At 66.2% G+C, this 25,418-nt stretch carries 24 protein-coding genes and 1 pseudogene; 18 read left to right on the top strand and 7 right to left on the bottom strand.

The window, feature by feature from the left end; genetic code table 11:
- Positions 1 to 9: 9 nt before the first annotated feature.
- Positions 10 to 144 (top strand): hypothetical protein, encoded by a 135-nt coding sequence (locus tag RBR52_RS11185; RefSeq protein ID WP_320377340.1) that lies wholly within the window; start codon positions 10 to 12, stop codon positions 142 to 144.
- On the opposite strand, the gene RBR52_RS11180 is transcribed toward RBR52_RS11185, so the two are convergent.
- Positions 136 to 1,506, bottom strand: a complete 1,371-nt coding sequence (locus RBR52_RS11180) for an ATP-binding protein (RefSeq protein WP_320377339.1) — start codon at positions 1,504 to 1,506, stop codon at positions 136 to 138. The two genes, RBR52_RS11185 and RBR52_RS11180, sit on opposite strands and share 9 nt — an antisense overlap.
- Before the next feature lie 26 nt (positions 1,507 to 1,532).
- Positions 1,533 to 2,270 carry a response regulator gene (locus tag RBR52_RS11175; protein ID WP_320377338.1) on the bottom strand — a complete coding sequence of 246 codons (738 nt, stop codon included), beginning with the start codon at positions 2,268 to 2,270 and terminating at the stop codon, positions 1,533 to 1,535.
- 124 nt (positions 2,271 to 2,394) lie between these two features.
- Between RBR52_RS11175 and RBR52_RS11170 the strand changes: the two genes are divergently transcribed.
- The 9 genes and pseudogenes from RBR52_RS11170 to RBR52_RS11130 all read left to right on the top strand — a co-directional run.
- On the top strand, positions 2,395 to 2,862 hold the full coding sequence (locus tag RBR52_RS11170; protein ID WP_320377337.1) for a hypothetical protein: 468 nt from the start codon (positions 2,395 to 2,397) through the stop codon (positions 2,860 to 2,862).
- A 30-nt stretch (positions 2,863 to 2,892) separates the two neighbouring features.
- A complete protein-coding gene (locus tag RBR52_RS11165; RefSeq protein ID WP_320377336.1) occupies positions 2,893 to 3,171 on the top strand; it encodes a hypothetical protein in 279 nt (92 codons plus the stop codon).
- Positions 3,172 to 3,187: 16 nt separating this feature from the next.
- Positions 3,188 to 3,880 carry a DUF2202 domain-containing protein gene (locus tag RBR52_RS11160; protein WP_320377335.1) on the top strand — a complete coding sequence of 231 codons (693 nt, stop codon included), beginning with the start codon at positions 3,188 to 3,190 and terminating at the stop codon, positions 3,878 to 3,880.
- A 114-nt stretch (positions 3,881 to 3,994) separates the two neighbouring features.
- Complete coding sequence (locus RBR52_RS11155; protein WP_320377334.1) at positions 3,995 to 4,603, top strand: TetR/AcrR family transcriptional regulator; 609 nt, start codon at positions 3,995 to 3,997, stop codon at positions 4,601 to 4,603.
- Positions 4,600 to 5,748 carry an efflux RND transporter periplasmic adaptor subunit gene (locus tag RBR52_RS11150; RefSeq protein WP_320377333.1) on the top strand — a complete coding sequence of 383 codons (1,149 nt, stop codon included), beginning with the start codon at positions 4,600 to 4,602 and terminating at the stop codon, positions 5,746 to 5,748. Before RBR52_RS11155 ends, RBR52_RS11150 begins: the two co-directional genes overlap by 4 nt.
- Positions 5,745 to 6,959: an ABC transporter permease gene (locus RBR52_RS11145; RefSeq protein WP_320377332.1), complete on the top strand. Its 1,215-nt coding sequence runs from the start codon at positions 5,745 to 5,747 to the stop codon at positions 6,957 to 6,959. Before RBR52_RS11150 ends, RBR52_RS11145 begins: the two co-directional genes overlap by 4 nt.
- A 1-nt stretch (position 6,960) precedes the next feature.
- A complete protein-coding gene (locus RBR52_RS11140) occupies positions 6,961 to 7,668 on the top strand; it encodes an ABC transporter ATP-binding protein (RefSeq protein ID WP_320377330.1) in 708 nt (235 codons plus the stop codon).
- Positions 7,669 to 7,691: 23 nt separating this feature from the next.
- The gene (locus RBR52_RS11135; protein WP_320377329.1) at positions 7,692 to 8,015 is read left to right on the top strand and encodes a DUF1971 domain-containing protein; all 324 of its coding nucleotides are present in this window, start codon (positions 7,692 to 7,694) and stop codon (positions 8,013 to 8,015) included.
- Between the two features lie 28 nt (positions 8,016 to 8,043).
- A pseudogene (locus tag RBR52_RS11130) lies at positions 8,044 to 8,547 on the top strand (TolC family protein); the annotation flags it as partial.
- On the opposite strand, the gene RBR52_RS11125 reads toward RBR52_RS11130, so the two are convergent.
- Genes RBR52_RS11125 through RBR52_RS11115 form a run of 3 tightly spaced genes read right to left on the bottom strand, consistent with a single transcriptional unit; the run spans position 8,528 to position 11,609 of the window.
- Positions 8,528 to 8,848: a cytochrome c gene (locus RBR52_RS11125; RefSeq protein ID WP_320377328.1), complete on the bottom strand. Its 321-nt coding sequence runs from the start codon at positions 8,846 to 8,848 to the stop codon at positions 8,528 to 8,530. The pseudogene RBR52_RS11130 and the gene RBR52_RS11125 overlap by 20 nt on opposite strands.
- A 30-nt stretch (positions 8,849 to 8,878) precedes the next feature.
- Entirely contained in the window at positions 8,879 to 10,123 is a 1,245-nt protein-coding gene (locus RBR52_RS11120) for a hypothetical protein (RefSeq protein WP_320377327.1), read from the bottom strand.
- A 4-nt stretch (positions 10,124 to 10,127) separates the two neighbouring features.
- A complete protein-coding gene (locus RBR52_RS11115; protein WP_320377326.1) occupies positions 10,128 to 11,609 on the bottom strand; it encodes a c-type cytochrome in 1,482 nt (493 codons plus the stop codon).
- 493 nt (positions 11,610 to 12,102) lie between these two features.
- Between RBR52_RS11115 and RBR52_RS11110 the strand changes: the two genes are divergently transcribed.
- Positions 12,103 to 12,576 (top strand): hypothetical protein, encoded by a 474-nt coding sequence (locus tag RBR52_RS11110; RefSeq protein ID WP_320377325.1) that lies wholly within the window; start codon positions 12,103 to 12,105, stop codon positions 12,574 to 12,576.
- Positions 12,577 to 12,632: 56 nt separating this feature from the next.
- Here the strand turns inward: RBR52_RS11110 and uvrC are convergent, their stop codons facing one another.
- Both uvrC and RBR52_RS11100 read right to left on the bottom strand, forming a co-directional pair.
- The gene (uvrC, locus tag RBR52_RS11105; protein ID WP_320377324.1) at positions 12,633 to 14,585 is read right to left on the bottom strand and encodes an excinuclease ABC subunit UvrC; all 1,953 of its coding nucleotides are present in this window, start codon (positions 14,583 to 14,585) and stop codon (positions 12,633 to 12,635) included.
- A 6-nt stretch (positions 14,586 to 14,591) separates the two neighbouring features.
- Positions 14,592 to 15,284: a uracil-DNA glycosylase gene (locus RBR52_RS11100; RefSeq protein WP_320377323.1), complete on the bottom strand. Its 693-nt coding sequence runs from the start codon at positions 15,282 to 15,284 to the stop codon at positions 14,592 to 14,594.
- Between RBR52_RS11100 and earP the strand changes: the two genes are divergently transcribed.
- The 7 genes from earP to glgX all read left to right on the top strand — a co-directional run bounded on the left by earP (position 15,283) and on the right by glgX (position 25,413).
- Complete coding sequence (earP, locus tag RBR52_RS11095) at positions 15,283 to 16,449, top strand: elongation factor P maturation arginine rhamnosyltransferase EarP (protein ID WP_320377322.1); 1,167 nt, start codon at positions 15,283 to 15,285, stop codon at positions 16,447 to 16,449. The genes RBR52_RS11100 and earP overlap by 2 nt on opposite strands.
- A gap of 35 nt (positions 16,450 to 16,484) precedes the next feature.
- On the top strand, positions 16,485 to 17,039 hold the full coding sequence (efp, locus tag RBR52_RS11090; RefSeq protein WP_320377321.1) for an elongation factor P: 555 nt from the start codon (positions 16,485 to 16,487) through the stop codon (positions 17,037 to 17,039).
- A 221-nt stretch (positions 17,040 to 17,260) separates the two neighbouring features.
- A complete protein-coding gene (gene zwf / locus RBR52_RS11085) occupies positions 17,261 to 18,721 on the top strand; it encodes a glucose-6-phosphate dehydrogenase (RefSeq protein ID WP_320377320.1) in 1,461 nt (486 codons plus the stop codon).
- Entirely contained in the window at positions 18,722 to 19,417 is a 696-nt protein-coding gene (gene pgl / locus RBR52_RS11080; RefSeq protein ID WP_320377319.1) for a 6-phosphogluconolactonase, read from the top strand.
- A gap of 114 nt (positions 19,418 to 19,531) precedes the next feature.
- Positions 19,532 to 21,043, top strand: a complete 1,512-nt coding sequence (gene malQ / locus RBR52_RS11075) for a 4-alpha-glucanotransferase (RefSeq protein ID WP_320377318.1) — start codon at positions 19,532 to 19,534, stop codon at positions 21,041 to 21,043.
- A 14-nt stretch (positions 21,044 to 21,057) separates the two neighbouring features.
- Positions 21,058 to 23,253, top strand: coding sequence for a 1,4-alpha-glucan branching protein GlgB (gene glgB / locus RBR52_RS11070; protein WP_320377317.1), 2,196 nt, complete (start codon positions 21,058 to 21,060; stop codon positions 23,251 to 23,253).
- Positions 23,254 to 23,256: 3 nt separating this feature from the next.
- Entirely contained in the window at positions 23,257 to 25,413 is a 2,157-nt protein-coding gene (gene glgX / locus RBR52_RS11065) for a glycogen debranching protein GlgX (protein ID WP_320377316.1), read from the top strand.
- The last annotated feature ends 5 nt before the right edge of the window (positions 25,414 to 25,418 follow it).

Raw genomic sequence — 25,418 nt, 5'->3', positions numbered from 1 at the left:
CCCTTCCCCATGAACGCCAACTGGTTCGCCGCCCACATCGATCTGCTGCTCTATATCTACGGCGGTATCGCCATCGCGCTGGTCATCTGGACGCTGTGGCGGGTGCGGCGTCGCAAGCGCTCGGCCCATCCCCCTTCAGACTGAGCGGATAGACGACGTCGGCACGTCCACCCAGGCGATCAGCCCGCCGCCCTCGCGCGGCTGCAAGCCGATGGCCCAACCGTGCTGCTGCGCCAGTTGGCGGGCAATCGCCAGTCCCAGGCCGGAGCCTTGTCCGGGGGTGCGGGCGGCATCGAGCCGGGTGAAAGGCGCAAACACGGCTTCGAGTTGATCGGCAGGAATGCCGGGGCCGCGGTCGAGCACCGCCATGCGCACCGTGTCGCCTGAACTGCCCGGCGCGGCCTGCAGGGTGATGGGGCCCGCGGCGTAATGCACCGCATTGGTCAGAAAATTGTCGACCACACGCTGCAATGCGGCGACATCGACCCAGGCTCTGAGCCCATCCGGACATTGCACGTCGAGGGTTGCGCCCCGAGAAGCCGCCCATTCGACATGCGTCTGTCGCCGCTCTTGCAGCCAGGGTGCCAGGGCGAGTTCCTCTGCGGCCTGCACCTGCAGCCCGCGGGCGAGCCCGAGCACCTCGCCGATGAGCCTGTCCATCGCCTGCACGTCGCGTTCGATCTGGTCCAGGCGCTCGGGCGTCGGCGCCATGCGTTGCAGTTCCAGCGCCAGGCGGATGCGCGCCAGGGGCGAGCGCAGATCGTGCGAAATGCCGACGAGCAAGGTGGTGCGCGCCTGCAGCAGGGCGTCGATGCGCCCCGCCATCTGATTGAAATGCGCCGCCAGGCTGGCGATTTCACGCGGCCCGGACTGCGACAGCCGCTGCGGAGCATTGCCGCGTGCGATTCCCGCCGCCGCCCGCTCCATCGACACCAACGGCCGCGTGATGCGCCGTGCCCACCACAAGGCCAGCAGAAACGACAGCGGCAGGGTCAGCGCCAGCCCGATCAACAAGGCCCTGATGGGCTGCGTCTGGACGCGACTGCTGTCGAACCCCACGCCGATGTCGCGCCCGCCTGCGGGAATGCTGGTCCACAGCCACACATGGCCTTGCGCGTCGGTCTGCCTGCGGAAAAACACCGGATGCCCGAGGCGCTGCTGCAAGGATTGTTCGACATAGGCGATGTAGATCCCATGCGTCAGGCCCTCGTCGGCAGGAGGCTGCATGCCGGGAAGCAGACCGAGGCGGTAGCGGTCGTGCAGTTCCTGCACAAACGCCGGGCGGGTCTGCGGCGGCAGCTCCGCCCAGGTTTGCGCCGACAGCACCATGAGGCCGGCGAGATCGTGCGCCGAGCGCTCTGCCATGGGTTTGAGCACGAACAGCAGCGCGACTCCGGCAAAAGCCAGTTCCAGGATCAACACCAGCACCAGCATGGCCCGCAGTGTCTGCTGCCGCAGCGTGCGCCCGGTTTGCCCTGCGGCGCTCGGCGATGAAGAAGGCTGCATGAATCGGCGCAAGGCCAGAAATCGCGTCAGGTGAGCGCGCCTGCCGGATTGAACAGATAGCCCTGCCCCCGGATGGTGCGAATGTACACGGGATGGGCCGGGTCATCTTCGATCTTGCGGCGCAGGCGGGCGACGCGAACGTCGATGCTGCGATCGAAGGCATCGCGCTCATAGCCCTTGAGCCAGTCGATGAGCTGATCGCGGCTGAGCACGCGGTTGGGATGGGCGCACAAGGCCTGCAACAAGGTGAACTCGGCCACGCTCAGCCCCACGTCCTGACCGTCGCGCAACAGACGAAACGCCGCCGCGTCGAGCATGAACGGGCCGAAACGCACCGCCTCGCCCCCCGCTTTGGATGCCGGCGAGGCATTTCCCGCAGGAGCCGGCCGCGCGCGACGCAGCAGGGCACGCAAGCGGGCCAGCAGCTCGCGCGGGCTGAACGGCTTGGGCAGATAGTCATCGGCTCCGACCTCCAGCCCAATCACCCGATCGATTTCCTCGCCACGCGCGGACAGCATGAGGATGGGCACTTCGCTGCTGCGACGCAGTTCGCGCGCCAAGGCCAGCCCGTCTTCTCCGGGCAACATCAGATCGAGGATCACGGCCTGCGGCATTTGCCGCTCCAGACAGTCGCGCATGGCCTCACCGTGCGCGGCCAGGTCGACGCTGAAGCCATTGGCCGCAAGGTAGTCGCGCAGCATGATGCGCAGTTCCGGATCGTCATCGACCACCAGGATGCGTTGATTGGAAGAGGGTGAATCCATGGCTCGGAAGTCTAGGGCAACGCTCGATCCCACGGCGCCAGTCGATACCTGCTGAAACAAATTGATACGCTGGGGAACGCGAAGCCGCCTGAAGGACATCCCCGCGCAATCTCGCCATTGAAACATGACATCCATCGACCACAACCCCTGCCTTGTCCTCACCGCCATGCGCGCTTGTGTCCCAGACTACCGCAATCTGTTTGCCTGCATCGGCCTGAGCCTCGCCGGTGTGGGCGCGGCTGCGGCACAGCAGACGCCTCTGAATGCGGGAGCCCTGTTCGATTCCACGCGCCAGGTCGCAGCCGACCAGGCCCGGCAAGCCGAAGCAGGTGCTGCGGCCCAGGTGGGCAAATCGCTCCACAGTCCGGCGGTCGGAGCCCAAACCGGCTTGCCTGCCCTGCAGGGGCCGCCTGGACAGCACGCTCCGTTTGGCACGGGCTACGAGCGGCGCATGGAGCGTGCTGCGGCCATGGCCGGATTGGCCGTCGGCTCTCCCGCAAGACCTGCAGCGGCCGGCGCCGTCGCGGGTGGCGCCGGGCCTGGAGGCGGGTCCCATGCGGGCGGACAAGGCAGTGGGCGTGGTCGACGCTGATTCACATTTTTCAACCTCAAGGAGTTCATCATGAAACAACGCACTTCACTTCGTCTTCTGGCAGCTGCAGTGGCCATGGGTGCCGCCGGTTCCGTCTTTGCCGCAGGCATGGGCGGCGGCATGGGCGGCGGAGCCGCTGCTGGCGCAGGAACCGGCCAGATGCAGCAACACCAGTACCAGCATCGCAACATGAACCAGAACGGCGGCACGGCACAGGGCGCTGGACAGGGCCAGAAGCTGCAGCAACGCAACCAGCAGCGCATCCAGGACCCGTCCCTGCAAACCGCGCCTGCCGCCACGACGAACTGACCCTCGGAGACCGGACATGCAACGCCGAACTTTTCTGAGTACCACCCTCGGCGCTGCGGCGCTGGCTCTCGCCGGCTGCGGCGGCGGTGGTGATTCCACCGTCGCCGCAACCCCGGCGAGCACCGACGTGACATCGGCGACGACCATCGCCGCGCTCAGCACCCAGCTCGACGCCATCCCTCCCGCGACGCTATCCGAGAGCGAAGCCGCCGCCCTGGTCTTCATGCGCGAAGAGGAAAAACTTGCACGCGACGTGTACCAGCTCCTCTATACGCAATGGGGCCAAAGAGTGTTCAGCAATATTGCGGCCAGCGAGCAGCAGCACATGGACGCCGTGGCCCTGCTGCTGGCGCGCTACAACCTGCCCGACCCGGCAGCGAATGCGGCCACCGGGGTGTTCACCGACCCGACGCTGCAGCAGATGTTCAACACCTTGATGGCGCAGGGGCAGACATCGCTGATCGGCGCCCTCACCGTGGGCGCCACCATCGAAGACGTGGACATCATGGACCTGGAGCAACGCATCGCCGCCACCGACAACGCCGACATCGCTCTGGTTTTCGGCGAGTTGATGAAAGGCTCACGCAACCACATGCGCGCCTTCATCTCGCAATTGACCGCCGCCGGCGTCACCTACACGCCGCAATACATTTCGCAGGCCGAGTTTGACGCCATCGTCAGCAGCCCGACCGAAACCGGCAGCATTTGAGCAGCGGCAAGCGGTTGCCGCAGAACACACCCCGGAGCAAACGCTCGGATAGCCGGGGTGTTTTTTGCCGGGCGATGTTAGTATTCGATTACTTTCTTTTGCACTAACCTCAACGTGAACATCCGTCCCGCCCATCTCCCCGCCGAAGAACGCCGCGAGGCCACGGTCGAGTCCGTGATCGAACTCGCGGCGCGACGCAATCCGAGCGATATCACGACCACCGCCATCGCCCAGCACATGGGACTGACGCAGGGCGCGTTGTTCCGCCACTTCCCCAGCAAGGACGCCATCTGGGAAGCGGTGATGGACTGGGTCGCCACGCGGCTGATGCGACGGGTCGAACGCGCCATCGCCGACCACGACAACGCGCTCGATGCGCTGGAGGCGGTGTTCCTCACCCACACCGCCTTCGTCGCCGAACATCCTGGCGTGCCGCGCATGTTGTTCGGTGAACTCCAGCGCGCCGAAGACACGGCGGCAAAGCGCGCTGCCCGTGCGATGCTGGCGGCTTACGGCAAGCGCGTGCGCCAGCTCATCGCCACCGGGCAGCAGCGCGGCGAACTGGCGCAGGACATCGACACGGATGCAGCCGCCGCCATGTTCATCGGCGCCATACAGGGTCTAGTGATGCAGACCCTGCTGCACGGCGACCCTCAGCACGTTCGCCGCGCGGCGCCCGGTGCGTTCGCGCTTTTTCGCCGCTGCATCAGGAGCACAAAATGAATTTTTCCGCCCTCAATCGCCGCACCCTGCTGTTGCTGGCGGTGCTGGTTCCGCTGCTGATTCTGCTCGGGTATGTGGCGCTGCGCACCGGGCCGCTCGCTCCGGTGCCGGTCACCGTCGCCACGGTGCAAGACCGCGCCATCGCCCCTTCGCTGTTCGGCATCGGCACCGTGCAGGCGCGCTACACCACCCTGGTCGGCCCGACCGTCGCCGGACGTGTCAAGCGTCTGGACGTGCATGTCGGCGACTCGGTGCGCGCCGGCCAGGTGCTCGGAGAAATGGACCCGGTGGATCTGGACGCGCGCATCCGCTCGCAACAGGCGACGGTGCTGAGCACCCAGGCGCAATTGCGCCAGGCGCAGACCCAGCGCGATTTTGCCCGGACCCAGGCGACACGCTACGCGCAGTTGTTCGCCGCGCATGGCACCACCGAGGAACTGCTCGCCACCCGCGAGCAGGAACTGCAGTCGGCCGAAGCCGCGCTGCAGGCGGCGCACGATGCGGTCGAGCGCGCCCGCGCCGACCTTGCCGCGCTGCAGGCGCAGCGCAGCAACCTCAAGCTGGTCGCGCCCACTGCCGGCCTGGTCAGCGCGCGCGACGCCGATCCCGGATCGACGGTCGTCGCCGGCGCCGCGGTGGTCGAACTGATCGCGCCCGACAGCCTGTGGATCGACACCCGCTTCGACCAGCTCACCGCCACCGGCCTGGCCGCCGGCCTGCCGGCGCGCATCGTGCTGCGTTCGCGCTCGAACCAGACCCTGGCCGGTCGAGTGCTGCGGGTCGATCCCGTGGCCGACGCGGTGACCGAGGAGACGCTGGCCAAGGTCGTGTTCGACCCCTTGCCGCAGCCCCTGCCGCCGATCGGCGAGCTCGCCGATGTCACTGTCAGCCTGCCCGCGCTGCCCGCTCGCCCGACCGTGCCCAACGCCAGCCTGCAGCGCGTGGACGGCAAGCTCGGCGTGTGGCGCGTGGCCTCGGGCAAGCTGGAGTTCGTTCCGGTCAAGGTGCTGGGCAGCGATCTACAGGGCGATGTGCAGGTTCAAGGCCTGAAGGCGGGCGAGCGCGTGGTGGTCTACAGCCAACGCACCCTGGGTGCGCGCAGCAATATCAGCATCGTCGACCACATCCCCGGAGTGTCGCCATGATCAGCCTGGCCGGACGCGACATCCTGCACGCCTGGGGCAAGTTCGTGTTCACCGGCGTCGGCCTGGGGCTGTTGATCGGCGTCACCCTGGTCATGGCCGGGGTGTATCGCGGCATGATCGACGACGCCATGGTGCTGCTCGACAACAGCGGCGCCGACCTGTGGGTGGTACAGAAAGACACCCAAGGCCCTTACGCCGAATCGTCCAGCCTGTACGACGACACCTGGCGCGGAGTTGCCGCGATGCCCGGCGTGGCCAGCGCCACCAATGTCACCTACCTCACCATGCAGGTGCGCGCCACGAATCATGCCGCGCCGCGCGACGTGCGCGCCATGGTGGTCGGCATCGCCCCCGACGGCCCCGGCAGCGCGGGCTGGCCGCCGTATCTGGTGGCCGGTCGGCAGATCACCCGCAGCCATTACGAGGCGGTGGCCGACATCGCCAGCGGCTTCAAGCTGGGCGACACCCTGCAGATCCGCCGCAACCGCTACACCGTGGTCGGGCTGACGCGGCGCATGGTGTCGTCGAGCGGCGACCCCATGGTGTTCATTCCGCTCAAGGACGCGCAGCAGGCGCAGTTCCTCAAGGACAACGAAGCCATTCTGCAGCAGCGCCGCCGCACCACGGAGAACCCGGCGTTCAACCGCCCCGGCGTGCCCGGCCTGCTCGACGCCGTGATCGCCTCGCAAACCACCAACAACTATGTCAACGCCGTGCTGGTGCGCATCAAGCCGGGCTACACCGCCGACGAAGTGGCCGCACCGATCCGCCGCTGGAAGCGCCTGACCGTGTTCACCCGCGCGCAGATGCAGGACATCCTGGTCAACAAGCTCATCGCCACCGCGTCCAGGCAGATCGGCATGTTCATGGTGATCCTGGCCATCGTCAGCGCGGCCATCGTCGCCTTCATCATCTACACCCTCACCATGGACAAGATCCGCGAAATCGCCGTGCTCAAGCTCATCGGCACGCGCAACCGCACCATTGCCGCGATGATCATGCAGCAGGCGCTCGCACTCGGTCTGATCGGCTTCGCCGTGGGCAAGATCAGCGCCACCTTCGCCGCGCCGGCGTTTCCCAAGTTCGTGCTGCTGCTGCCGGGAGACTCCATCGCCGGATTCTTCCTGGTGCTGGCGATCTGCGCGCTGGCCAGTGTGGTGGCCATCCGCATGGCGCTGCGGGTCGATCCGGCCGAAGCGATCGGAGGCTGAGATGAGTGAAGGCATCCGCATCGAAGGCCTGAAAAAGCGCTACGGCAGCGGCGACACCGCGGTCGACGCGCTCAAGGGCGTGGACATGCGGGTCGAGCCGGGCGAAGTCGTCGGCCTGGTCGGCCCCTCCGGTTCGGGCAAGAGCACCCTGCTCAAGTGTCTGGGCGCGGTGATCGAGCCCACCGCGGGCCGCATGACGCTGGGCGATGACGTCATCTACGACGATGGCTGGAAGATCCGCGATCTGCGCGCATTGCGGCGCGACAAGATCGGCTTCGTGTTCCAGGCGCCTTATCTCATCCCCTTTCTCGACGTCACCGACAACGTGGCGCTGCTGCCCATGCTGGCGGGCCGCAGCAACGCCGAGGCGCGCGCCCGTGCCATGGAACTGCTCACCGCGCTCGACGTGCAGCACCGGGCGCGGGCCATGCCCTCGCAGCTCTCCGGCGGCGAGCAGCAGCGCGTGGCCATCGCCCGCGGCCTGGTCAACCGTCCGCCGGTGATCCTCGCCGACGAACCCACCGCGCCGCTGGACAGCGTGCGCGCGCTGGCGGTGATCCGCATCCTGGGCGACATGGCCAAGCGCTATCAGACGGCGATCATCGTCGTCACCCACGACGAAAAGATCATCCCCACCTTCAAGCGCATCTACCACATCCGCGACGGGGTGACCCACGAGGAAGCCTTTGATGGCCGCGGCTTCGACTGAACCGCAGCGAGAGGAGAAGCCTCATGTTGAAAAGCCTGCCTGCCGACGTGCGCGCCTATCGCCGCACCCCCGAGTTCACCGAGGCGACGATTCCGAAGGGCCTGCTCAATGAACACACCACCAAACCCGGCGTGTGGGCGGTGATCCACGTCACTCAGGGCTTGCTCGAATACCACATCCTCAAGCCCGAACCCGAGCGGCGCCTGCTCACGCCCGACAGGCCCGGCATCGTCGAGCCCGCCGTGCCTCACGAAGTGGCGCCTCTCGGGCGCGTGCGTTTTTACGTCGAGTTTCATGCCCATGCCGCCCTTGCCGACGACACGGGCGACGCCCCTGCGGGCGATTGAATCGCGCCGCGTGTCTTGCAGCCTGGGAGTGTGCAGCCAGGCGCTCACCGCGGCCAGCCTGTTCGGCAGCGGATCGATGGTCTGGGGACTGGCCGGACAACTCGTTCAACCGGTCTTCAAACCCGGGTTGAAGGCCTAGGCGCGCGCCGCCGAAGCCGGTTTCGATGCCGCCGCCGCCAACTACCGCGAGACCGTGCTCCAGGGCTTGCGGCAAGTGGCCGACGTGCTGCGCGCGCTCGAACACGATGCGCAGACGCTGCAGGCGCAGGCGGCAGCCGACGCCGCGGCGCAGGACTCGCTGCGGCTGGTCGAGCGGCAATATGCACTGGGCAGCGCGGGCTATCTGCAATTGCTCACCGCGCAGCAGCAGGCGCAGCAGGCGCGGATCGGCCTGATCGCCGCGCAGGCTGCGCGGCTGAGCGATACCGCGCTGCTCTATCAGGCGCTGGGCGGCGGTCTGCAGAAGCAGACGCAGGGCGACAGGCCCGCGCCGCCTGCTTCGTCAGCGGGATTTACTTCGCCCCCGGCTTGATGCCGGCGAAATACATCGCGATCTGGTCGATGTCGGAATCGCTCAGCGGCTTGGCCATCGGCCCCATCACGGGGTTCGGGCGCGAGCCGTCGCGGAACTGTCTGAGGGTCAGCACCAGATAGTCCTTGTTCTGCCCGGCCAGATTGGGATAGGTCGGCAGAATGGCGTGACCGTCCGCGCCGTGGCAGGCAAAGCACACGCCGAACTTGGCGCTGATCGCGGCCGACGGTGCGGCCTGGGCGACGCCGAACGTGAACAGGACACCCGCGGCAGTCAGTGAGAGGGATTTCAAAAGAGTCATGATGGAGAGTTCCAGATTCAGCGGCGCACATCAGACGATGTTGCGCACATAGGCCCACACGCCAATGGCGAAGAACACGGCAAGCCAGGCGAAGTTGATCCACACGGCGGTATCGCCCAAGCGCGAAACGGTGCCGTCGGCCGTGTAGAGTCCTTTGGTCTTTCCCGCCTTCCACAACATGGTGGAATAGAACGTGACCAGCCCGCCGCCGACGAGAACCAGGGTGGCGAAGAACCAGACCACCGCGCCCCATTCATAATGCGGCTTGGAATTCAGGTCGTAATGGAACGGCGCCAGATAGGCCATCCGCAGCGCCTCGCGATCGACCGAGACGATCAGCGCCATCAAGGCATAAAGCGCCATGGCCGAATACGCCTGCAGCGCCGAGCCGCGCACCGGCACCTGACGGGCATACAGCGCCACGCCCACGATCAGCACCAGGGTCAGCCAGAACAGCGGCTGGGTGAACACTTGCATATAAGACGGCAGGCCCAGGGCCCAGAACACGCCGGTGACGAGCTGCAGCGCCACACCCCAGTAGGCGGTCTTCACGCCGATGCGGTGCGCCAGTTCGAGATAGTCTGCCGGGAAATCGTCGCGGGCACGGAAGTAGCGCGCATAACCCAGCAGAAACACCCCGGTCATGGTCAGCGACATGACCATGAAAAACCCGAACCGCCACAGATCGAAGGCGTGAATGCCCATGCCGTTCATCACCGGCACGCCATGCGGCGCGTACCACTGCATCCACTTCTGCGGAAACAGCCCCTGATACGACAGCATGTGCATGATGAAGCCGTCGAAAATGAGCAGCGACAAGGCGCCGGTGGCCCACCACACCGTCGTGTCCGGCGCCTGGGCGGCGTGCGAAACATCGTGGTTCTTGAAATAGAACACGAACCACATCGTGTAGCCGATGCCCAGGCTGAAGATGAAGAAGATCACCCAGAACGCCGACAGCACATTGCTCGTGTACCAGGACGGGTCGTAGATCGTCTGCGTGAACAGCAAGGGAGCCACCCCCAGCACGATGGCCATCGACACGGCCACCTTGGCCACCCCGGTCATCGCCACCGACAGCCGCGCCCACGCAGGTTGTTGGCGGCGCATGAAGGCGATGATGGCCAGCAGGCCCGAACCCAGCGCCAGGTTGACGAAGGCGATGTGGAACGACCACGTCAGCACGTTGAGATACTGGAAAATCCAGGCAGGCGCAGGCAGGCCCGCAGGGTCCTGCAAGGCATGCAGCATGGCGGAAACGGAAGCGTTATCCATGATGTCAATCCTTGGCTTTGATGGGTTGCCGATCCGCAGCTTGCGCCACGGCGGTATGCAGCGGCGTCGCAACGGGCGCGCGGGCGATGAGATGGCCCTCGGCGTTCACCGTGCCGGCGTTGACTGCAGACAGGAAAGTCGCCAGCGCCCTCTGCTCATCGGCGGGCAGGTCGATCTTGGGCATGTAAGGCACGGTGCCATGCGCCAGCGGGCCGGAGAGGAAGCCCTGGATCATCGCCACGTCGGTGGTGCCGTGCAGCAATTGCGGCAGTGGGCGCAGCGGGCCGTCCTTGTTGATCGAATGGCAGTTGGCACAGGCCATGACCGCCAGCAGCCGCCCGGCTTCGATCTGATTCTGCGGCGTGATCACCCGCAGGTCGGCCGGCACGAAGGCCGCCGCCTTCAGCAGCCCTTCCTTGGCGATGACGGGCACCTCATCCTGAATGCCCAGGCCCGGCACGTCGCGGCCGATGATCTGGTTGGAATACATGTATTGCCCCGCCACCCAGGGTTTGCGCAGGCTTTCGCGGGTGCGCTCCTCCGGCCAGATGCCAGCCACCAGTAGAACCACGACCATGGCTGCCGCCAAGGGCACCCGCACCGCCTGTGGTTTGAGATAGACCCACAGCAGATAGGCGCCGATCAGCAGCGACGTGATGGCCAGGGGAACGAAGGTCGTCACGCGGAAGTCGATGTAGCCGAACCAGTGCGGCAGGCGATCCTTGAGCATGATCAAGGCATTGGGCGGCAGCGTGGCCACATACCACATGAACGACAGCGCGCCGCCGACCAGTCCGGTGATGCCGAGCCTGGCCACCGTCTGCCCCACGTCGCGCCGCAGCGGATCACCCTTGGGAATGGCCGCGACGATGATCGTGCCCACCACCGCCGCCGAAGTCAGCATCAGAAAGCCGCGATCGGCCAACTGCGCCGCGAAGTTCAGGTTGTAGAACGCATCGAACACGCTGCCGGTGAGATACCAGCGGTCAGTGCCCGGCCACATCATGAACGACAGAATGCCCACGATCAGCACCAGCGTGGCCACAGAACTCACCACGAAAGTCCAGGTGATCTTCAGGTGGGTTTTCGGGTCGATCTTGCCGATGGTGTAGACCAGCGCGTACACGCCGATCACCTCCACGGTGAAAAAGACCCATTCCGTCGCCCACACCCAGACGAAGTTGTGAATCAGCGCCGAAATGCCGCGCGGGCTGGCCACGGTGACCGAATACCAGATGCCGGGGCCGGTGACCGAACCCCAGATGTAGGAGAACACCAGCAGGAACATGCCGTACTTCTTGATGTACTGCATGATCTCGGGCTTGTTGTCGCGCACCGCCCGGCTCTCCAGCATGGCAAACAGAATGGCAGCGCCAACCGAGGTGTTGGAGGCCAGCACGTGGATCGTGCCGATGATCCCCATCACCCAGGCGGTGCCGATTTGAGGCACATACCACGAGGGGTAAATGCCGAGCAACTCAGACATACGAACTCCTTCAAGCAATGTATCGACGGTGGAATGCGGTCTTGGCGCCGCGATCCGTCTGGTCTATATCCGTGCATCAGTATTCGCTGATATGGATCAGAGAACAAGATGACAAATCGCCGCTGGGAAAACCCTGAATGAGCATTCAAGGTGCAGCCGTCACCCCGCGCAAGACCACCCTGCGCCTGGCGGGTTCGGCCGCTGCTTCACGCCACCCCGATGCAAGCAGGCGTAGCCTAGGAGGGTTCCGGCACACCGTGTCGTCGCGGCAAAGCACGCGCTTGATCCAGATCAATTCAAAATTCGGATGCGCGGGAATTCCAAGCGTGAATGACTGAAACATCCCGCATTTTGCCGAACGGCTGAGCGCAGGCCGCGATGAAAGCCCGCACAACTCAAGTCGTTGAGTCAAATCAATAGACAATCAGATACATCTGATTACATTCATGCTTCGTGCCAAGCCCTGGCACGCACCCACTTACCGGAGATTGCCATGCCGACTTTCGCCCAACGCCACTTCAAACGCACCGCCCTGATCGCCACGCTGGCGCTCGGGTTCGCTGCGCCGTTGCACACAGCCCTTGCCGAGCGCCCCGCTTACAACCTGGGCGAACCGGTCATCGCCCTGGTTCCCATCATCAAACAGCATGAAACGGCCCTCAAGCTCGATGCCGCCCAGCAGGAACAATTCGCCCAATGGCTCAAGACGATGCCGGCCAAACGCGAGGCAGCAGAAGACAAGCTCGCCAACACCCGCCTGCAACTGCGCGAAGCGCTGATGAACGGCATGGGCGACACTCCCGAGCGTCGAGCCCTGATCGAGGACATCGGCAAACAGGAAGCCGCGCTGGCCGCCATGCGCGCGGGCTGTGTGGACAGCATGCGCGCCCTGCTGAACGCCGAGCAGTTCAAGGAAACGGTCGCGCTGTACAAGGCCTCATTGCACAAAAAGCACATGGCCAAGTAAACGTGGCTCAAACAGGCCCAGCAAAACGGCAGGGCGCCTGTAGCCGGCGACTCGCCTCAGTGCAGCGCCTTGTAAAGCTGGTGGGCGAGTTCGCGCGAGATGCCGTCCACCGTCATCAGATCGTCTTCGCTGGCGGCCTCGACGCCACGAATGCCGCCAAACCGCGCCAGCAGCCTGGCGCGGCGTTTGGGACCGATGCCGGGTATGTCTTCGAGCCGAGATCCGCCCGTGCGCACCTTGGCGCGTGCGGCGCGCATGCCGGTGATGGCGAAACGGTGCGCCTCGTCGCGGATCTGCGCCACCAGCATGAGGGCGGCGCTGTCCGCTGGCAGGGTGAGTTTGGGGCGACCGTCGGCAAACACCAGTTCCTCCAGGCCGACCTTGCGGCCCTCGCCCTTTTCCACGCCGACGATCACGCTCGGGTCCAGCCCCAGTTCGGTGAACACCTCGCGCGCCATCGCCACCTGCCCGCGTCCGCCATCGACCAGCACCAGATCGGGCAGACGCGCTTCGCTGGGAGCCTCGCCCTCAGTGGCTGACGCCCCCTGCCCCTGCGCCTCCGCAACACGCTTGTAGCGCCGGGCCAGCACCTGGCGCATCGCCGCATAGTCGTCGCCCGGCGTGATGTCGTGGATGCGAAACCGCCGGTATTGCGCCGGCTGCATGGCGTGTTCGGCATACACCACGCAAGACGCCTGCGTGGCCTCGCCCGCGGTATGGCTGATGTCGAAACATTCCACGCGCAGGCCTTTGGCCTGTTCGGTGTCCAAGCCCAAGACCTGCGCCAGCGCGAAGCTGCGCTCGCGCTGCGAGCCCTCTTCGGCAAGCAGCCGGCTCAACGCGATCTGCGCTCCCTTTTGTGCCATCTCCAGCCAATCACGCCGCTGGCCGCGCGGCTGCGTGACTTGCTGCAGGCGATGCCCGGCATGTTCGCCCAAGGCGTCGAGCCATTCCGCGTCGATGGGCAGCTCGCACACCAGAACCGGCGGCGGCGCCATCTGCAGGTAATGCTGCGCGACGAAGGCCTGCAGCACGCTTTGCGCCGCGTCACGGCCTGCGTTTGGCGAGGGCGCGGCATCATCCGTTGCAGCGTCTTCGAGCTCCAATGCCGCCTGCACCTGGCTGGGAAAATAGGCGCGGTCGCCCAGGTGCCGACCACCCCGCACCATTGCCAGGTTGACACAGGCCCGCCCGCCTTTGAGCGCCACGGCGAGAATGTCCACGTCTTCCGTGCTGCCCACCTCCATGCTTTGCTGCTGCAGCACATTGGAGAGCGCGGCGATCTGGTCGCGCAGCACCGCGGCCTCCTCGAAACGCAGCGCGTCGGAGAGTGTCTGCATCTGACGCTGCAGCTCGTCCATCACCACCGCGTGATCGCCGCGCAGAAAGCGCACCGCGTGCTGCACGTCGCGGCCGTAATCCTCGGCGCTGATCTTGCCCACGCACGGCGCCGTGCAGCGGTGGATCTGGTGCAATAAACACGGCCTGCTGCGGTTGGAAAACACCGTGTCCTCGCAAGTGCGCAACTGGAACACCTTCTGCAGCACGGCGATGCTTTCCTTCACCGACCAGGCGTTGGGGTAGGGGCCGAAGTACTGCTGCCTGCGGTCGGTCGCGCCGCGGTAATACGCCACGCGCGGAAATGGATGCGCCGTGGTGATCTGCAAATACGGATAAGACTTGTCGTCGCGAAACAGAATGTTGTAGCGCGGATGCTGCGTCTTGATCAGGTTGTTTTCGAGCAGCAGCGCCTCGGCCTCGGTGCGCGTGACCGTGGTGTCCAGCCGTGCGATGCGCGACACCATCAGCCCGATGCGCGTGCCGCCGTGGTCTTTCTGGAAGTAGCTCGACACCCGCTTGCGCAGATCGCGCGCCTTGCCCACATAGAGCAGCGCGCCGTCGGCGGCGAAGTAGCGATAGACCCCGGGCAGATGCGGCAGCGCCGCGACTTGCGCGAGCAGATCCGCGCTGTACGGCGAAATGCAAGGGTCGCAGGGATCGGACGGCATGAGCTTTTAGTTCGTCAGTTGCAAGGCCCGCTCGAACACCGCGCGAAACATCGGCGCCGTCAGGCGGCCAGTGTTCTGGTTGTAGCGGCTGCAGTGGTAGCTGTCGATCAAGGCATGACCCCCGATATCATGCTCGGCGCCATGGGCGAAGCGCGCGGCAGAGGCTTTGCGCCCCAGCGCCATCAGCACCGCATCGTGCGCCACCCGGCCCAGGGCGACGATCACCCGCAGATTCGGCATGGCCGAGATCTCCGCCGCGATGAACCGATTGCAGGTGCGAATCTCCGTCGGCAAGGGCTTGTTTTCGGGCGGCAGGCATTTCACCGCGTTGCTGATGCGGCAGCCGTGCAGTTGCAGCCCGTCGTTGGCCCGCAGGGTCGAGGGTGAATCGCCGATGCGCACGGGCGCGGGCCGCGAGGCCAGACCCAGTTCGGTGAGCGTGCCGTAAAGCAGCGGCCCGGCGCCGTCTCCCGTGAACGGACGGCCCGAGGCATTGGCGCCCTTCAGTCCCGGCGCCAGACCCGCGATGAGCAGCGGCGCATCCAGCGGGCCGAAGGGCGGCACCGGCAGACAGGCAAAATCGGGATGATCTTGTTTGACCTGGCGTAAAAAGGCCGCCAGTCGTGGGCACAGACGACAATGCGCATCATAAAAAGACGGTGAATTCAAAGGCGGTGCGTCGCCACCCTGCATTTTCATGAAAATCCAATATCGATGGGATCTGTTTTGCCATGTCGTCGACAACCTCGGCGACATCGGCGTGACCTGGCGGCTGGCGCGGCAACTCGCCGCCGAGCATCAGCAGCAGGTGCGATTATTCCTGGACGATTTCAAGGCCTTCGCGCATATCGCACCGCAGGTGCAGCTTCGCGCTGCGGAGCAGACCATCGCCGGGGTGCAGATTGTGCCCTGGGCGCGACAGGCGCAGGCCACGCCGGGGGATGTCGTCATCGAGATGTTCGGCTGCCATCTGAGCGACGCCTACATCGCGCAAATCGGCAAGGCGTCGCCCAAGCCCGTCTGGCTCAACCTCGAACACCTCAGCGCCGAAAAGTGGGTCGACCTTCATCACCTCAAACCCTCGCCGCAAAGCGGGGGCGTGATGAAATATTTTTACTACCCCGGCTTCACCGACAAGACCGGCGGCCTGCTGCGCGAATCCAGCCTGGTCGCGCAGCGCGACAACTGGCAGATGCAGCCCTCGGCCAAACGCATCGCCCTGCGCGCCCTCGGTCTGCCGCCTCCGCCCGACCATGCGCTCACCGTGCTGCTGTTCAGCTATGCGCGTCAGCGGCTCGACGGCTGGCTGCGCACCCTGGCCGCTTCCGAGCAGCCGGTGGCGCTGTGGGTCTGCCCCGGCCCGGTGATGACGGCGCTCAACGGCTGGCTGGACATGACGCTGCAAACCGGCCAGATCACGACCCGCGGCAGCCTGAGCCTCTACGCCCTGCCCTATATCCCGCAGCAGCGCTTCGACGAGCTGCTCTGGGCGGCCGATGTCTGCATCGTGCGGGGAGAAGATTCCTTCGTCCGGGCGCAATGGGCGGCCAAGCCCTTCGTGTGGCACATCTACCCGCAGGAAGACAGCGCCCACGACCGCAAGCTCGATGCCTTCCTCGATCGCTACCTCGAAAACGCCGACAGCGAACTGCGCGATACCGTGGTGCATTTCTGGACCGCGTGGAACCGTGGCCTCGACCTGGCGCCCGCCTGGCTCGAATGGGTGAGCAAGCTGCCCGAGCTGCAGCGCCATGCGCTCAAGTGGTCGCGTGAGCTGCAAACCCGGACCGACCTGGCCAGTCAACTCGTCGATGAAGTCCACCAACTCGCCAGTGATCGACCCAGCCTTTTCCCCGCCCGTTAGAATAGGAGTTTATTTGAAACCCCACAAACTGTTCAATGAAGATCGCTCAAGAAATTCGCGCCGGTAATGTCATCATGGTTGGCGACAACCCGATGGTGGTGCAAAAGACCGAATACAGCCGCGGCGGCCGCAATGCCGCCACGGTGAAAATGAAACTCAAGAACCTGCTCACCAGCGGCGGCACCGAAGTGGTCTACAAGGCCGACGACAAGCTCGATCCGGTCGTGCTCGATCGCAAGGAATGCACCTATTCCTACTTCGCCGACCCCATGTATGTTTTCATGGATGCCGACTACAACCAGTACGAGGTCGAAAAGGACAATATGGGCGACAGCCTGAACTACCTCGAAGACGGCATGGCCGTTGAAGTGGTGTTCTACGACGGCAAGGCCATCTCCGTCGAATTGCCCACCACCGTGGTGCGCGAGATCATCTACACCGAGCCCGCCATCAAGGGCGACACCTCCGGCAAGGTGCTCAAGCCCGCCAGGCTGGCCACCGGCTTCGAGGTGCCCGTACCGATTTTCGTGGCCACCGGCGACAGGATCGAGATCGACACCCGCACCGGCGAATACCGCAGCCGGGTCTGAGGCCATACGGTCACATCGCCTGTGCGCATGGACAAAGCCGCCTTCGGGCGGTTTTGTCGTTTTTGGCTGGCGCGGCCTGTTGATACGGCCTATTGGTGGCAAGGATATTGCGTGCGCATCGAGTCTCGATAGATGACTGACATACGAATTGCCTACCATCCCAGGAGCCTGTCTTCAAGTCCGACAGGCTCCCAGGCACGTTCACGCAGACAGGACACCTCATGAGCGCCACTCCCCCTTTCGACATGGTGCTGTTTGGCGGCACCGGCGATCTGGCCATGCGCAAGCTGCTGCCCGCGCTGTTTCAGGCGCACCAATCGGGGGCATTGCATCCCGACGGGCGCATCGTGGCACTCGGTCGAGGCGCGTTGACGCTCGACGATTATCTGGCGCAGGTGCGCAACCAATCCGGCCCGCACCTCAAGGCCGATTTCAGCTCCCCTGACTGGGCGGCCTTCGCGGCCCGCATGACCTACCTCAAGCTCGACGCCACCCACCCGGCGGATTTCGATGCCCTGGCCGCACTGCTGGGCGCTGACACCACCCGCGTCACCGTCTGCTACCTCGCCACGGCGCCTTCGCTGTTTGCCGGGATCTGCGCCCAACTCGCCCGCGTGGGCCTCAATCATCCCGCCGTGCGCGTGGTGCTGGAAAAACCCCTGGGCCACGACCTGGAATCGTCCAACGCCATCAATGCGGCAGTGGCGCAGTCGTTTGCCGAGGGGCAGATCTATCGCATCGACCATTATCTGGGCAAGGAGTCGGTGCAGAACCTCATGGCCATACGCTTCGGCAACGTGCTGTTCGAACCGCTGTGGCGCCGCGAGTGGGTGGACAACGTGCAGATCACCATCGCCGAAGATCTCGGCGTGGAGGGGCGCGGCGAGTTCTACGACAAGACCGGCGCGCTGCGCGACATGGTGCAGAACCACTTGCTGCAACTGCTGTGCATGGTGGCGATGGAGCCGCCGGCGAGCCTGCAGGCCGATGCCATCCGCGACGAAAAGCTCAAAGTGCTCAAGGCGCTCAAGCCCTTCACCGAGACCGATGTGGCCGCGCGCACGGTGCGCGGGCAATACCGCGCCGGGGCGATCGACGGCAAGCCAGTGATCGGCTACCTGCAGGAGGCCGACATCGACCCGGCCAGCCGCACCGAAACCTTCGTGGCGATCAAGGCCGAGGTCGTCAACTGGCGCTGGGCCGGAGTGCCTTTCTTCCTGCGCACCGGCAAACGACTGCAGGAGCGGCTGGCGGAGATCGTCATCAACTTCCGGGCCGTGCCGCTGTCGTTGTTCGGCGGCCCGGTCGGTCTGCAGGGCGCCAATCGCCTGGTCATCCGGCTGCAGCCCGATGAGAGCATCAGCCTGCACTTTCTCGCCAAGGAGCCGGGCGACGGCATGCGGCTGCATCCCACCAAGCTCGACCTCGACTTTGAATCCACCGCACAAAAACGTCGCGCCGATGCGTATGAGCGGCTGCTGCTCGACGTGATCCGCGGTCAGCTCGGGCTGTTCATGCGCCGCGACGAACTCACCGCCGCCTGGCGCTGGGTGGCGCCCATCCTGGAGTGCTGGGCGCGCCATGGCGAAGCGCCCAAGACCTATACCGCAGGCACCTGGGGGCCGACTGCATCGAGCGCCCTGCTCGCGCGCGATGGCGCCCTGTGGCATGAGGAGCTGTGAGTGACGCTGCACCTGTGCGCCACCCCGCAGGAGCAGACCTGCCGGCTGGTGCAGGCCATCACCGATGCGCTCGCGCAGGGCATCGCCCAGCGGGGGCATGCCGTGCTGGCCGTCTCGGGCGGGCGCTCGCCCATCGCCTTGTTTCAGGCGCTGGCGCGCGCGCCGATCGCCTGGCCGCGCGTCACGCTCACCCTGGTCGATGAACGCCTGGTGCCGCCCGACCACGCCGACAGCAACGCCGCCCTGGTGCGCGCCCACCTGCTGACCGGTGCCGCCGCGCAGGCCCGCTTCCTGCCTCTGGTCGACGATCCCCTCGATCTGCCCGGCTGCGTGGCCCGCGCCAATGCACGGCTGCACGCGCTCGCGCAACCGCTCACCGTCGCGCTGCTGGGCATGGGCGATGACGGCCACACCGCCTCGCTGTTTCCCGGCGCGGCCGAGTTGCCCAGCGGACTCGATCCCGCCTACCCCCTGCCCTACCTGGCCGTCACCCCGCCAAGCGCCGCGCATGCGCGCATCAGCCTGAGCCTGGCGGCGCTGCTCGGCGCCGGTCGGCTGCTGTTGTCGATTTCGGGCGAGGCCAAACGCGCGGTCTACGCGCGTGCCAGCGCGCCGCCGCCCAGCCCGCAACTGCCCGTCAGCTACCTCATCCAGCAATCCCGAACGCCGTTCGACGCCTATTGGTCTCCTGTTTGATCCAGTTTGACTCCCATCCGACAGTCTGCGGTTTATTCTTTGCTTGTCAGCCTTTCCCCCGAATCGCGCCGCTCGACGACCTCCTTCTCGGCGAATGCCTGCTCCCTCCCATCCATGACGCCCACCCCAGGATTTTCCCGCTGCAGCGGCGTGCTGCTGCACCTCACCAGTCTTCCCGGCCCGCATGGCAGCGGCGATCTCGGGCCTGCGGCCTACCACTTCATCGACTGGCTGCACGCTGCCGGGCAGTCGGTGTGGCAATTCCTGCCGCTGGGCGGCATCGGTCTGGGCGGCTCGCCTTACATGAGCACCTCGGCCTTCGCCGGCAATGTGCTGCTGATCGACCTGGCCGAGCTGCAGCATCGCGGCTGGCTGCAAGCCGACGATCTGACCGCGGAGGAGGAGTTGTCGGACGAGCGCGTGCAGTTCGACCGCGTCATCCCCTTTCGCATGGAACGCCTGCGCCGCGCCGCGCTGCGGTTCGAGGCCACGGCCACGCCGGAAGAGCGCGCCGATCTGTCCGCCTTCCGCGCCGAACAATCCGCCTGGCTCGACGACTACGCGCTGTTCATGGCGCTGTCCGAGCACCACGGCGGGCAGCCCTGGCAAACCTGGGACGCCGCGCTGGTGCGGCGCCAGCCCGAGGCGCTGCAGCAGGCGCGCGCGCGGCACGCCGAGCGCATCGCCTTCTGGACCTTTGCCCAGTGGCGCTTTTTCCGCCAGTGGGCCGCGCTGCGCGCCTATGCCCACGGCAAAGGCGTGCGACTGATGGGCGACATGCCGATTTTCATTTCTCTGGACAGCGCCGACGTCTGGGCCCGGGCCGACCTGTTCCAGCTCGACGCCAGCGGCAACCCCACGGTGGTCACTGGTGTGCCGCCGGACTATTTTTCCGCCACCGGCCAGCGCTGGGGCAATCCGCATTACCGCTGGGCGGCGCATGAGGCCGAAGGCTTTGCCTGGTGGATCGCGCGGCTGCGCGCCACCTTCGCGCTGGTCGACTGGGTGCGCGTCGATCATTTCCGCGGCTTCGAGAGCTGCTGGGAAATTCCCGCGGACGAGCCCACGGCCATCGGCGGCCGCTGGGTGCGGGCGCCGGGAGCGGCGTTGTTCGAGGCGGTCTCCCAAGCGCTCGGCCCGCTGCCCATCATTGCCGAAGACCTGGGTGTCATCACCCCGGAAGTCAGCGCGCTGCGCCAGCGCTTCGGCTTTCCCGGCATGCGCATCCTGCACTTCGCCTGGGGGCAGAGCGACGGCAGCCGCAACGCCTACCTGCCGCACAACTACACCCGCGACACCGTGGTCTATCCCGGCACGCACGACAACGACACCACCGAGGGCTGGTGGGCTGCCGCGCCCGAGGCCGTGCGCCACCATCTGCGCGAATACCTCGCCTGCGACGGCAGCGACATCGCCTGGACGCTGATACGCACCGCCAGCGCCAGCGTGGCCGACATCGCCCTGTTCGCCATGCAGGACGTGCTGCGGCAGGACGGCACGCATCGCATGAACACGCCCGGCACGGCGCAGGGCAACTGGGCCTGGCGCTTCACCTGGAACCAGGTACAACCGGGCCATGCGGCCGATCTGCTGCGGCTCGGCCAGCTCTACAACCGCCTTCCCTGACACGAACCTGCGCCATGCTCACCGAACACGACATCGCCGATCTCACCGCCGGACGCCACGCCGATCCTTTCAGCGTGCTGGGCATGCATCTGCGCGGCGCCACGCTGTGGGTGAATGCCGTACTGCCCGGCGCGCTGGGCGTGGAAGTCATCGATCGCGCCAGCGGCGAGACGGCCGCCAAGCTGGGAAGGCAGGAAGACACCTTCGTCTTCAGCGCCCGCATGGGTCGCCGCCACAAGCCGTTCGACTATCTGCTGCGCGTGACCTGGCCGCCCTTGCAACCGGGAGACCCTGACTGGGTGGTCGATGTCGAAGACCCCTATCGCTTCCCGCTCGTGCTGGGCGAGACCGATGCCTGGCTGCTGGCCGAAGGCACCCATCTGCGCCCCTACGAATGTCTGGGCGCGCACCCGGGCGAGATGCTGGGCGTGGCCGGCACGCGCTTTGCCGTGTGGGCGCCCAATGCAAGGCGCGTTTCGGTGATCGGCGATTTCAACGGTTGGGACGGACGCCGCCACCCCATGCGGCTGCGGCGCGAATGCGGCGTATGGGAAATCTTCCTGCCCGGCGTGGGCAAAGGGGCGCTGTACAAGTTCGAGCTCCTCACGCCGCACGGCGACATCCTGCAAAAAGCCGATCCGATGGCGTTTCGCGCCGAATTGCGGCCGGGTACCGCCAGCATCGTGCAGGGCCTGCCGCCGCTGCATCCCATCCGCCACGACATGGCGCAGATCAATGATTTTTCGGCCCCCATCAGCATTTACGAGGTGCACGTGGGCTCGTGGCGCAAGGCGGAAGGCTGGCGCTGGCTGAACTGGCGCGAACTGGCCGATACCCTGGTGCCCTACGCCCGCGACCTGGGCTTCACCCATCTGGAACTGCTGCCCATCAGCGAACACCCGTTCGACGGCTCCTGGGGCTACCAGCCCATCAGCCTGTACGCGCCGACGGCGCGCTTCGGCTCGCCCGAAGACTTTCAATTTTTCGTCGATGCCGCGCACGAAGCCGGGCTGGGCGTCATCCTCGACTGGGTGCCCGCGCACTTTCCATCCGACCCGCACGGACTGGCCAATTTCGACGGCACCCACCTGTACGAACATGCCGACCCGCGGGAAGGCTTTCACCACGACTGGAACACCCTGATCTACAACTTCGGTCGCGTTGAGGTGCGCAACTATCTGGTGGCCAACGCGCTGTACTGGCTGGAACGCTTCGATGTGGACGGCCTGCGCGTGGACGCCGTGGCCTCCATGCTCTACCGCGACTACAGCCGCCCGGCCGGGCAGTGGCTGCCCAACCAGTTCGGCGGGCGCGAGAACCTCGAAGCCATCGACTTCCTGCGCCGCATGAACCACACCGTGGGCGTGCAGCGCCCCGGCGCCATCACCATCGCGGAGGAATCCACCGCCTTCCCCGGCGTGAGCCGCCCGCCCAGCGACGACCTGCAAGGCGGCGGCCTGGGCTTTCATTACAAGTGGAACATGGGCTGGATGCACGACACGCTGAGCTATATGCGCCGCGACCCGGTGCACCGCAAGTACCACCACAACGAGCTGACCTTCAGCATGATGTATGCCTATGACGAAAACTTCGTGCTGCCGCTCTCGCACGACGAAGTGGTGCATGGCAAAGGCTCGCTGATCTCCAAGATGCCCGGCGATCACTGGCAGCAGTTCGCCAATCTGCGCGCCTATTTCGGCTATCTGTTCAGCCACCCCGGCAAGAAGCTGCTGTTCATGGGCGACGAATTCGCCCAATGGCCCGAGTGGCAGTCCGACTACAGCCTCGATTGGGACGCCCTGCTGCACGCCCCCCACCGCGGCGTGCAGCGCCTGGTGCGCGACCTCAACCTCACCTACCGCGCCCACCCGGCGCTGCACCAGCTCGACCATCACCCGGAGGGCTTTTCCTGGATCACTTTCGATGACGCTGAAGCGTCCGTGCTCGCTTTCGAGCGCGCCGCGCGCGACGGCAGCCGTTTCGTCGTGCTGTGCAACTTCACCCCCACGCCGCGCCCGGGCTACCGCGTCGGCGTGGCGCAAGGCGGGCGCTGGGAGGTGCTGATCAACACCGACGATCCGGTGTATGACGGTTCCGGGCTGCCGCTGGACTTGCGCGAAGCCCAGTCCCTGCCCGCGCACGGCCGAGCGTTCTCGCTGCAGCTCACGCTGCCGCCGCTGGCCTGCGTCATCCTGCGCCCGGTGTCCTGAACCATGAAAACCCCTGGCCGCAAAACGCCGCACCACGCTGCGCCCGCCCCCATCGGGCTGCAGGCTGCACGGGTCACCACCCTGGGGGCGCAACTGCATCCAGACGGCGTGCACTTCGCCCTGGCCGCGCCGCATGCGCAGGCCGTGGAGCTTTGCCTGTTCGCCCCGGATGGGCAGACCGAAGTCGCCCGCCTGCCCCTGCACGGGCGACGCGATGGCATCTGGCAAGGCGCCCTGCCCGCCAAGGTCGGCGGCGTGGAAGGGCTGATCTACGGCTGGCGGGTGCATGGCCCGTGGTCGCCAGACGAAGGCCACCGATTCAACCCGGCCAAGCTGCTGCTCGACCCCTGCGCACGCGAGGTCGTCGGCCGCTATGACGGCAGCGATATCCACCTCGGCCACGATCCCGCCCACCCCGACCGCCCCGACCCGCGCGACAACGCCGCCACCGCGCTCAAGGCCCGCGTCGTCGCCGACCTGCCCCCGCCGGTGCAGCCGCGCCCCGTGATCGACCCGGCGCAGCGCGTCATCTACGAACTGCACGTCAAGGGCTACACCGCACAACACCCCGACGTGCCGCCCGAGCTGCGCGGCAGCTACGCCGGGCTGGCGCATCCGGCCGCCATCGACCACCTCAAGGCGCTGGGCGTCACCACCGTCGACCTGCTGCCCATCGCTTTTCGCGCCGACGAAGCCCGGCTGCTGCGCATGGGCCTGAGCAATTACTGGGGTTACTCCCCCATCGCCTGGGCCGCGCCCGAAACCCGGCTGTGGAGCGGCAGCGAAGGCACTACGCCGCGCAGCGAGTTTCGCGCCCTGGTCGAAGCCCTGCATGCCGCCGGGCTGGAGGTGATCCTCGACGTGGTCTACAACCACACCGCCGAACTCGACCCGCACACCGGCCCCACGCTGTCGCTGCGCGGCATCGACAACGCGCTCTACTACCACCTCGATGCGCAGAACCCCGGCCGCAACCTCGACTGGACGGGCTGCGGCAACAGCGTCAATCTGAACGAGCCGCTGGTGCTGCGCGTGGTCATGGACAGCCTGCGCCGCTGGGTGAATGAATTCGGCGTGGACGGCTTTCGCTTCGATCTGGCCAGCACTCTGGCGCGCGGCACGGCGCGAGTGCAGAACGAATTCCAGCCCGACGGCGCTTTTCTCAGCGCCATCGCGCAAGACCCGGTGCTGTGCAACCGTTTGATGATCGCCGAGCCCTGGGATCTGGGGCCGGGCGGCTATCGTCTGGGCGGTTTTCCGCCTGGCTGGCTGGAGTGGAACGACCGCTACCGCGACACCCAGCGCAGCTTCTGGCTGCAGCACCAGAACGCGCCCAGCGAGTTCGCCACCCGGCTGGCCGGATCGAGCGATGTCTTTCGCCCGGCGCTGCGCGGCGCGCACAGCAGCGTGAACTTCGTCACCGCGCACGACGGCTTCACCCTGCGCGATCTGGTGAGCTACGCGCATCGCCACAACCAGGCCAACGGTGAAGACAACCGCGACGGCCACGGCCACAACCTCAGCACCAACAACGGCGTCGAAGGGCCGACGCAAATCCCGGAAATCCTCGCCGCGCGCGCCCGGCAAAGCCGCGCCCTGCTCGCCGTCACCCTGTTCTCGCTGGGCACTCCCATGCTGCTGGCGGGCGACGAACTCGGTCGCACCCAGCAGGGCAACAACAACGCCTACTGCCAGGACAACCCGGTTTCCTGGATGAACTGGGCACAGGCCGACCTTGGCCTGCGCGATTTCGTGCGCGGCGCGTTGGCGCTGCGACGCGAACTGCCCCTGCTGCAAAGCCACGCCTGGTGGGCCCCGGCCGCCACCGCGACCCAACCCGGCGCAGCGTGGTACCGGGCCGACGGACGCCCGATGGAGCAGGCCGACTGGGCGCGCGACGACCACGGCGCACTCATGGTTTTGCTGAAAACCGCTTCGCAACAGGTTCTGATTCTGATCAATGCCGAGGGGCAGGAAGTCCCCTTCACCCTCAGGCCGGGGGCGTGGCTGCTTAGACTGTCCACCAACGATGGCTTGGTCGCCCCGCGCGGTGACAAGGTGCGGCGACTCCACGGGCAGCAAACCCTGCCGCCCACCAGCCTGTGGATCGCCATGCTGGAGGACGCCGCGCCGCACACAACAGGAGACCCATTGGCATGACCTTC

This window comes from Thiomonas sp. (genome assembly GCF_034007205.1).
In the GTDB taxonomy this organism is placed as follows: Bacteria; Pseudomonadota; Gammaproteobacteria; order Burkholderiales; family Burkholderiaceae_C; genus Thiomonas.
This window is presented reverse-complemented; position numbering and strand designations above follow the sequence as displayed.

Excerpts from the sequence above, each read along its gene's own strand:
- RBR52_RS11180 (WP_320377339.1), bottom strand. The coding sequence starts at position 1,506 with ATGCAGCCTTCTTCATCGCCGAGCGCCGCAGGGCAAACCGGGCGCACG.
- RBR52_RS11120 (WP_320377327.1), bottom strand. The coding sequence starts at position 10,123 with ATGGATAACGCTTCCGTTTCCGCCATGCTGCATGCCTTGCAGGACCCT.
- RBR52_RS11185 (WP_320377340.1), top strand. The coding sequence starts at position 10 with ATGAACGCCAACTGGTTCGCCGCCCACATCGATCTGCTGCTCTATATC.
- RBR52_RS11165 (WP_320377336.1), top strand. The coding sequence starts at position 2,893 with ATGAAACAACGCACTTCACTTCGTCTTCTGGCAGCTGCAGTGGCCATG.
- glgX (WP_320377316.1), top strand. The coding sequence starts at position 23,257 with ATGAAAACCCCTGGCCGCAAAACGCCGCACCACGCTGCGCCCGCCCCC.
- RBR52_RS11170 (WP_320377337.1), top strand. The coding sequence starts at position 2,395 with ATGACATCCATCGACCACAACCCCTGCCTTGTCCTCACCGCCATGCGC.
- uvrC (WP_320377324.1), bottom strand. The coding sequence starts at position 14,585 with ATGCCGTCCGATCCCTGCGACCCTTGCATTTCGCCGTACAGCGCGGAT.
- malQ (WP_320377318.1), top strand. The coding sequence starts at position 19,532 with ATGACGCCCACCCCAGGATTTTCCCGCTGCAGCGGCGTGCTGCTGCAC.
- zwf (WP_320377320.1), top strand. The coding sequence starts at position 17,261 with ATGAGCGCCACTCCCCCTTTCGACATGGTGCTGTTTGGCGGCACCGGC.
- earP (WP_320377322.1), top strand. The coding sequence starts at position 15,283 with ATGAAAATCCAATATCGATGGGATCTGTTTTGCCATGTCGTCGACAAC.
- RBR52_RS11125 (WP_320377328.1), bottom strand. The coding sequence starts at position 8,848 with ATGACTCTTTTGAAATCCCTCTCACTGACTGCCGCGGGTGTCCTGTTC.
- glgB (WP_320377317.1), top strand. The coding sequence starts at position 21,058 with ATGCTCACCGAACACGACATCGCCGATCTCACCGCCGGACGCCACGCC.
- RBR52_RS11150 (WP_320377333.1), top strand. The coding sequence starts at position 4,600 with ATGAATTTTTCCGCCCTCAATCGCCGCACCCTGCTGTTGCTGGCGGTG.
- RBR52_RS11160 (WP_320377335.1), top strand. The coding sequence starts at position 3,188 with ATGCAACGCCGAACTTTTCTGAGTACCACCCTCGGCGCTGCGGCGCTG.
- RBR52_RS11115 (WP_320377326.1), bottom strand. The coding sequence starts at position 11,609 with ATGTCTGAGTTGCTCGGCATTTACCCCTCGTGGTATGTGCCTCAAATC.
- RBR52_RS11145 (WP_320377332.1), top strand. The coding sequence starts at position 5,745 with ATGATCAGCCTGGCCGGACGCGACATCCTGCACGCCTGGGGCAAGTTC.
- RBR52_RS11175 (WP_320377338.1), bottom strand. The coding sequence starts at position 2,270 with ATGGATTCACCCTCTTCCAATCAACGCATCCTGGTGGTCGATGACGAT.
- RBR52_RS11140 (WP_320377330.1), top strand. The coding sequence starts at position 6,961 with ATGAGTGAAGGCATCCGCATCGAAGGCCTGAAAAAGCGCTACGGCAGC.
- RBR52_RS11100 (WP_320377323.1), bottom strand. The coding sequence starts at position 15,284 with ATGAAAATGCAGGGTGGCGACGCACCGCCTTTGAATTCACCGTCTTTT.
- efp (WP_320377321.1), top strand. The coding sequence starts at position 16,485 with ATGAAGATCGCTCAAGAAATTCGCGCCGGTAATGTCATCATGGTTGGC.
- RBR52_RS11110 (WP_320377325.1), top strand. The coding sequence starts at position 12,103 with ATGCCGACTTTCGCCCAACGCCACTTCAAACGCACCGCCCTGATCGCC.
- RBR52_RS11135 (WP_320377329.1), top strand. The coding sequence starts at position 7,692 with ATGTTGAAAAGCCTGCCTGCCGACGTGCGCGCCTATCGCCGCACCCCC.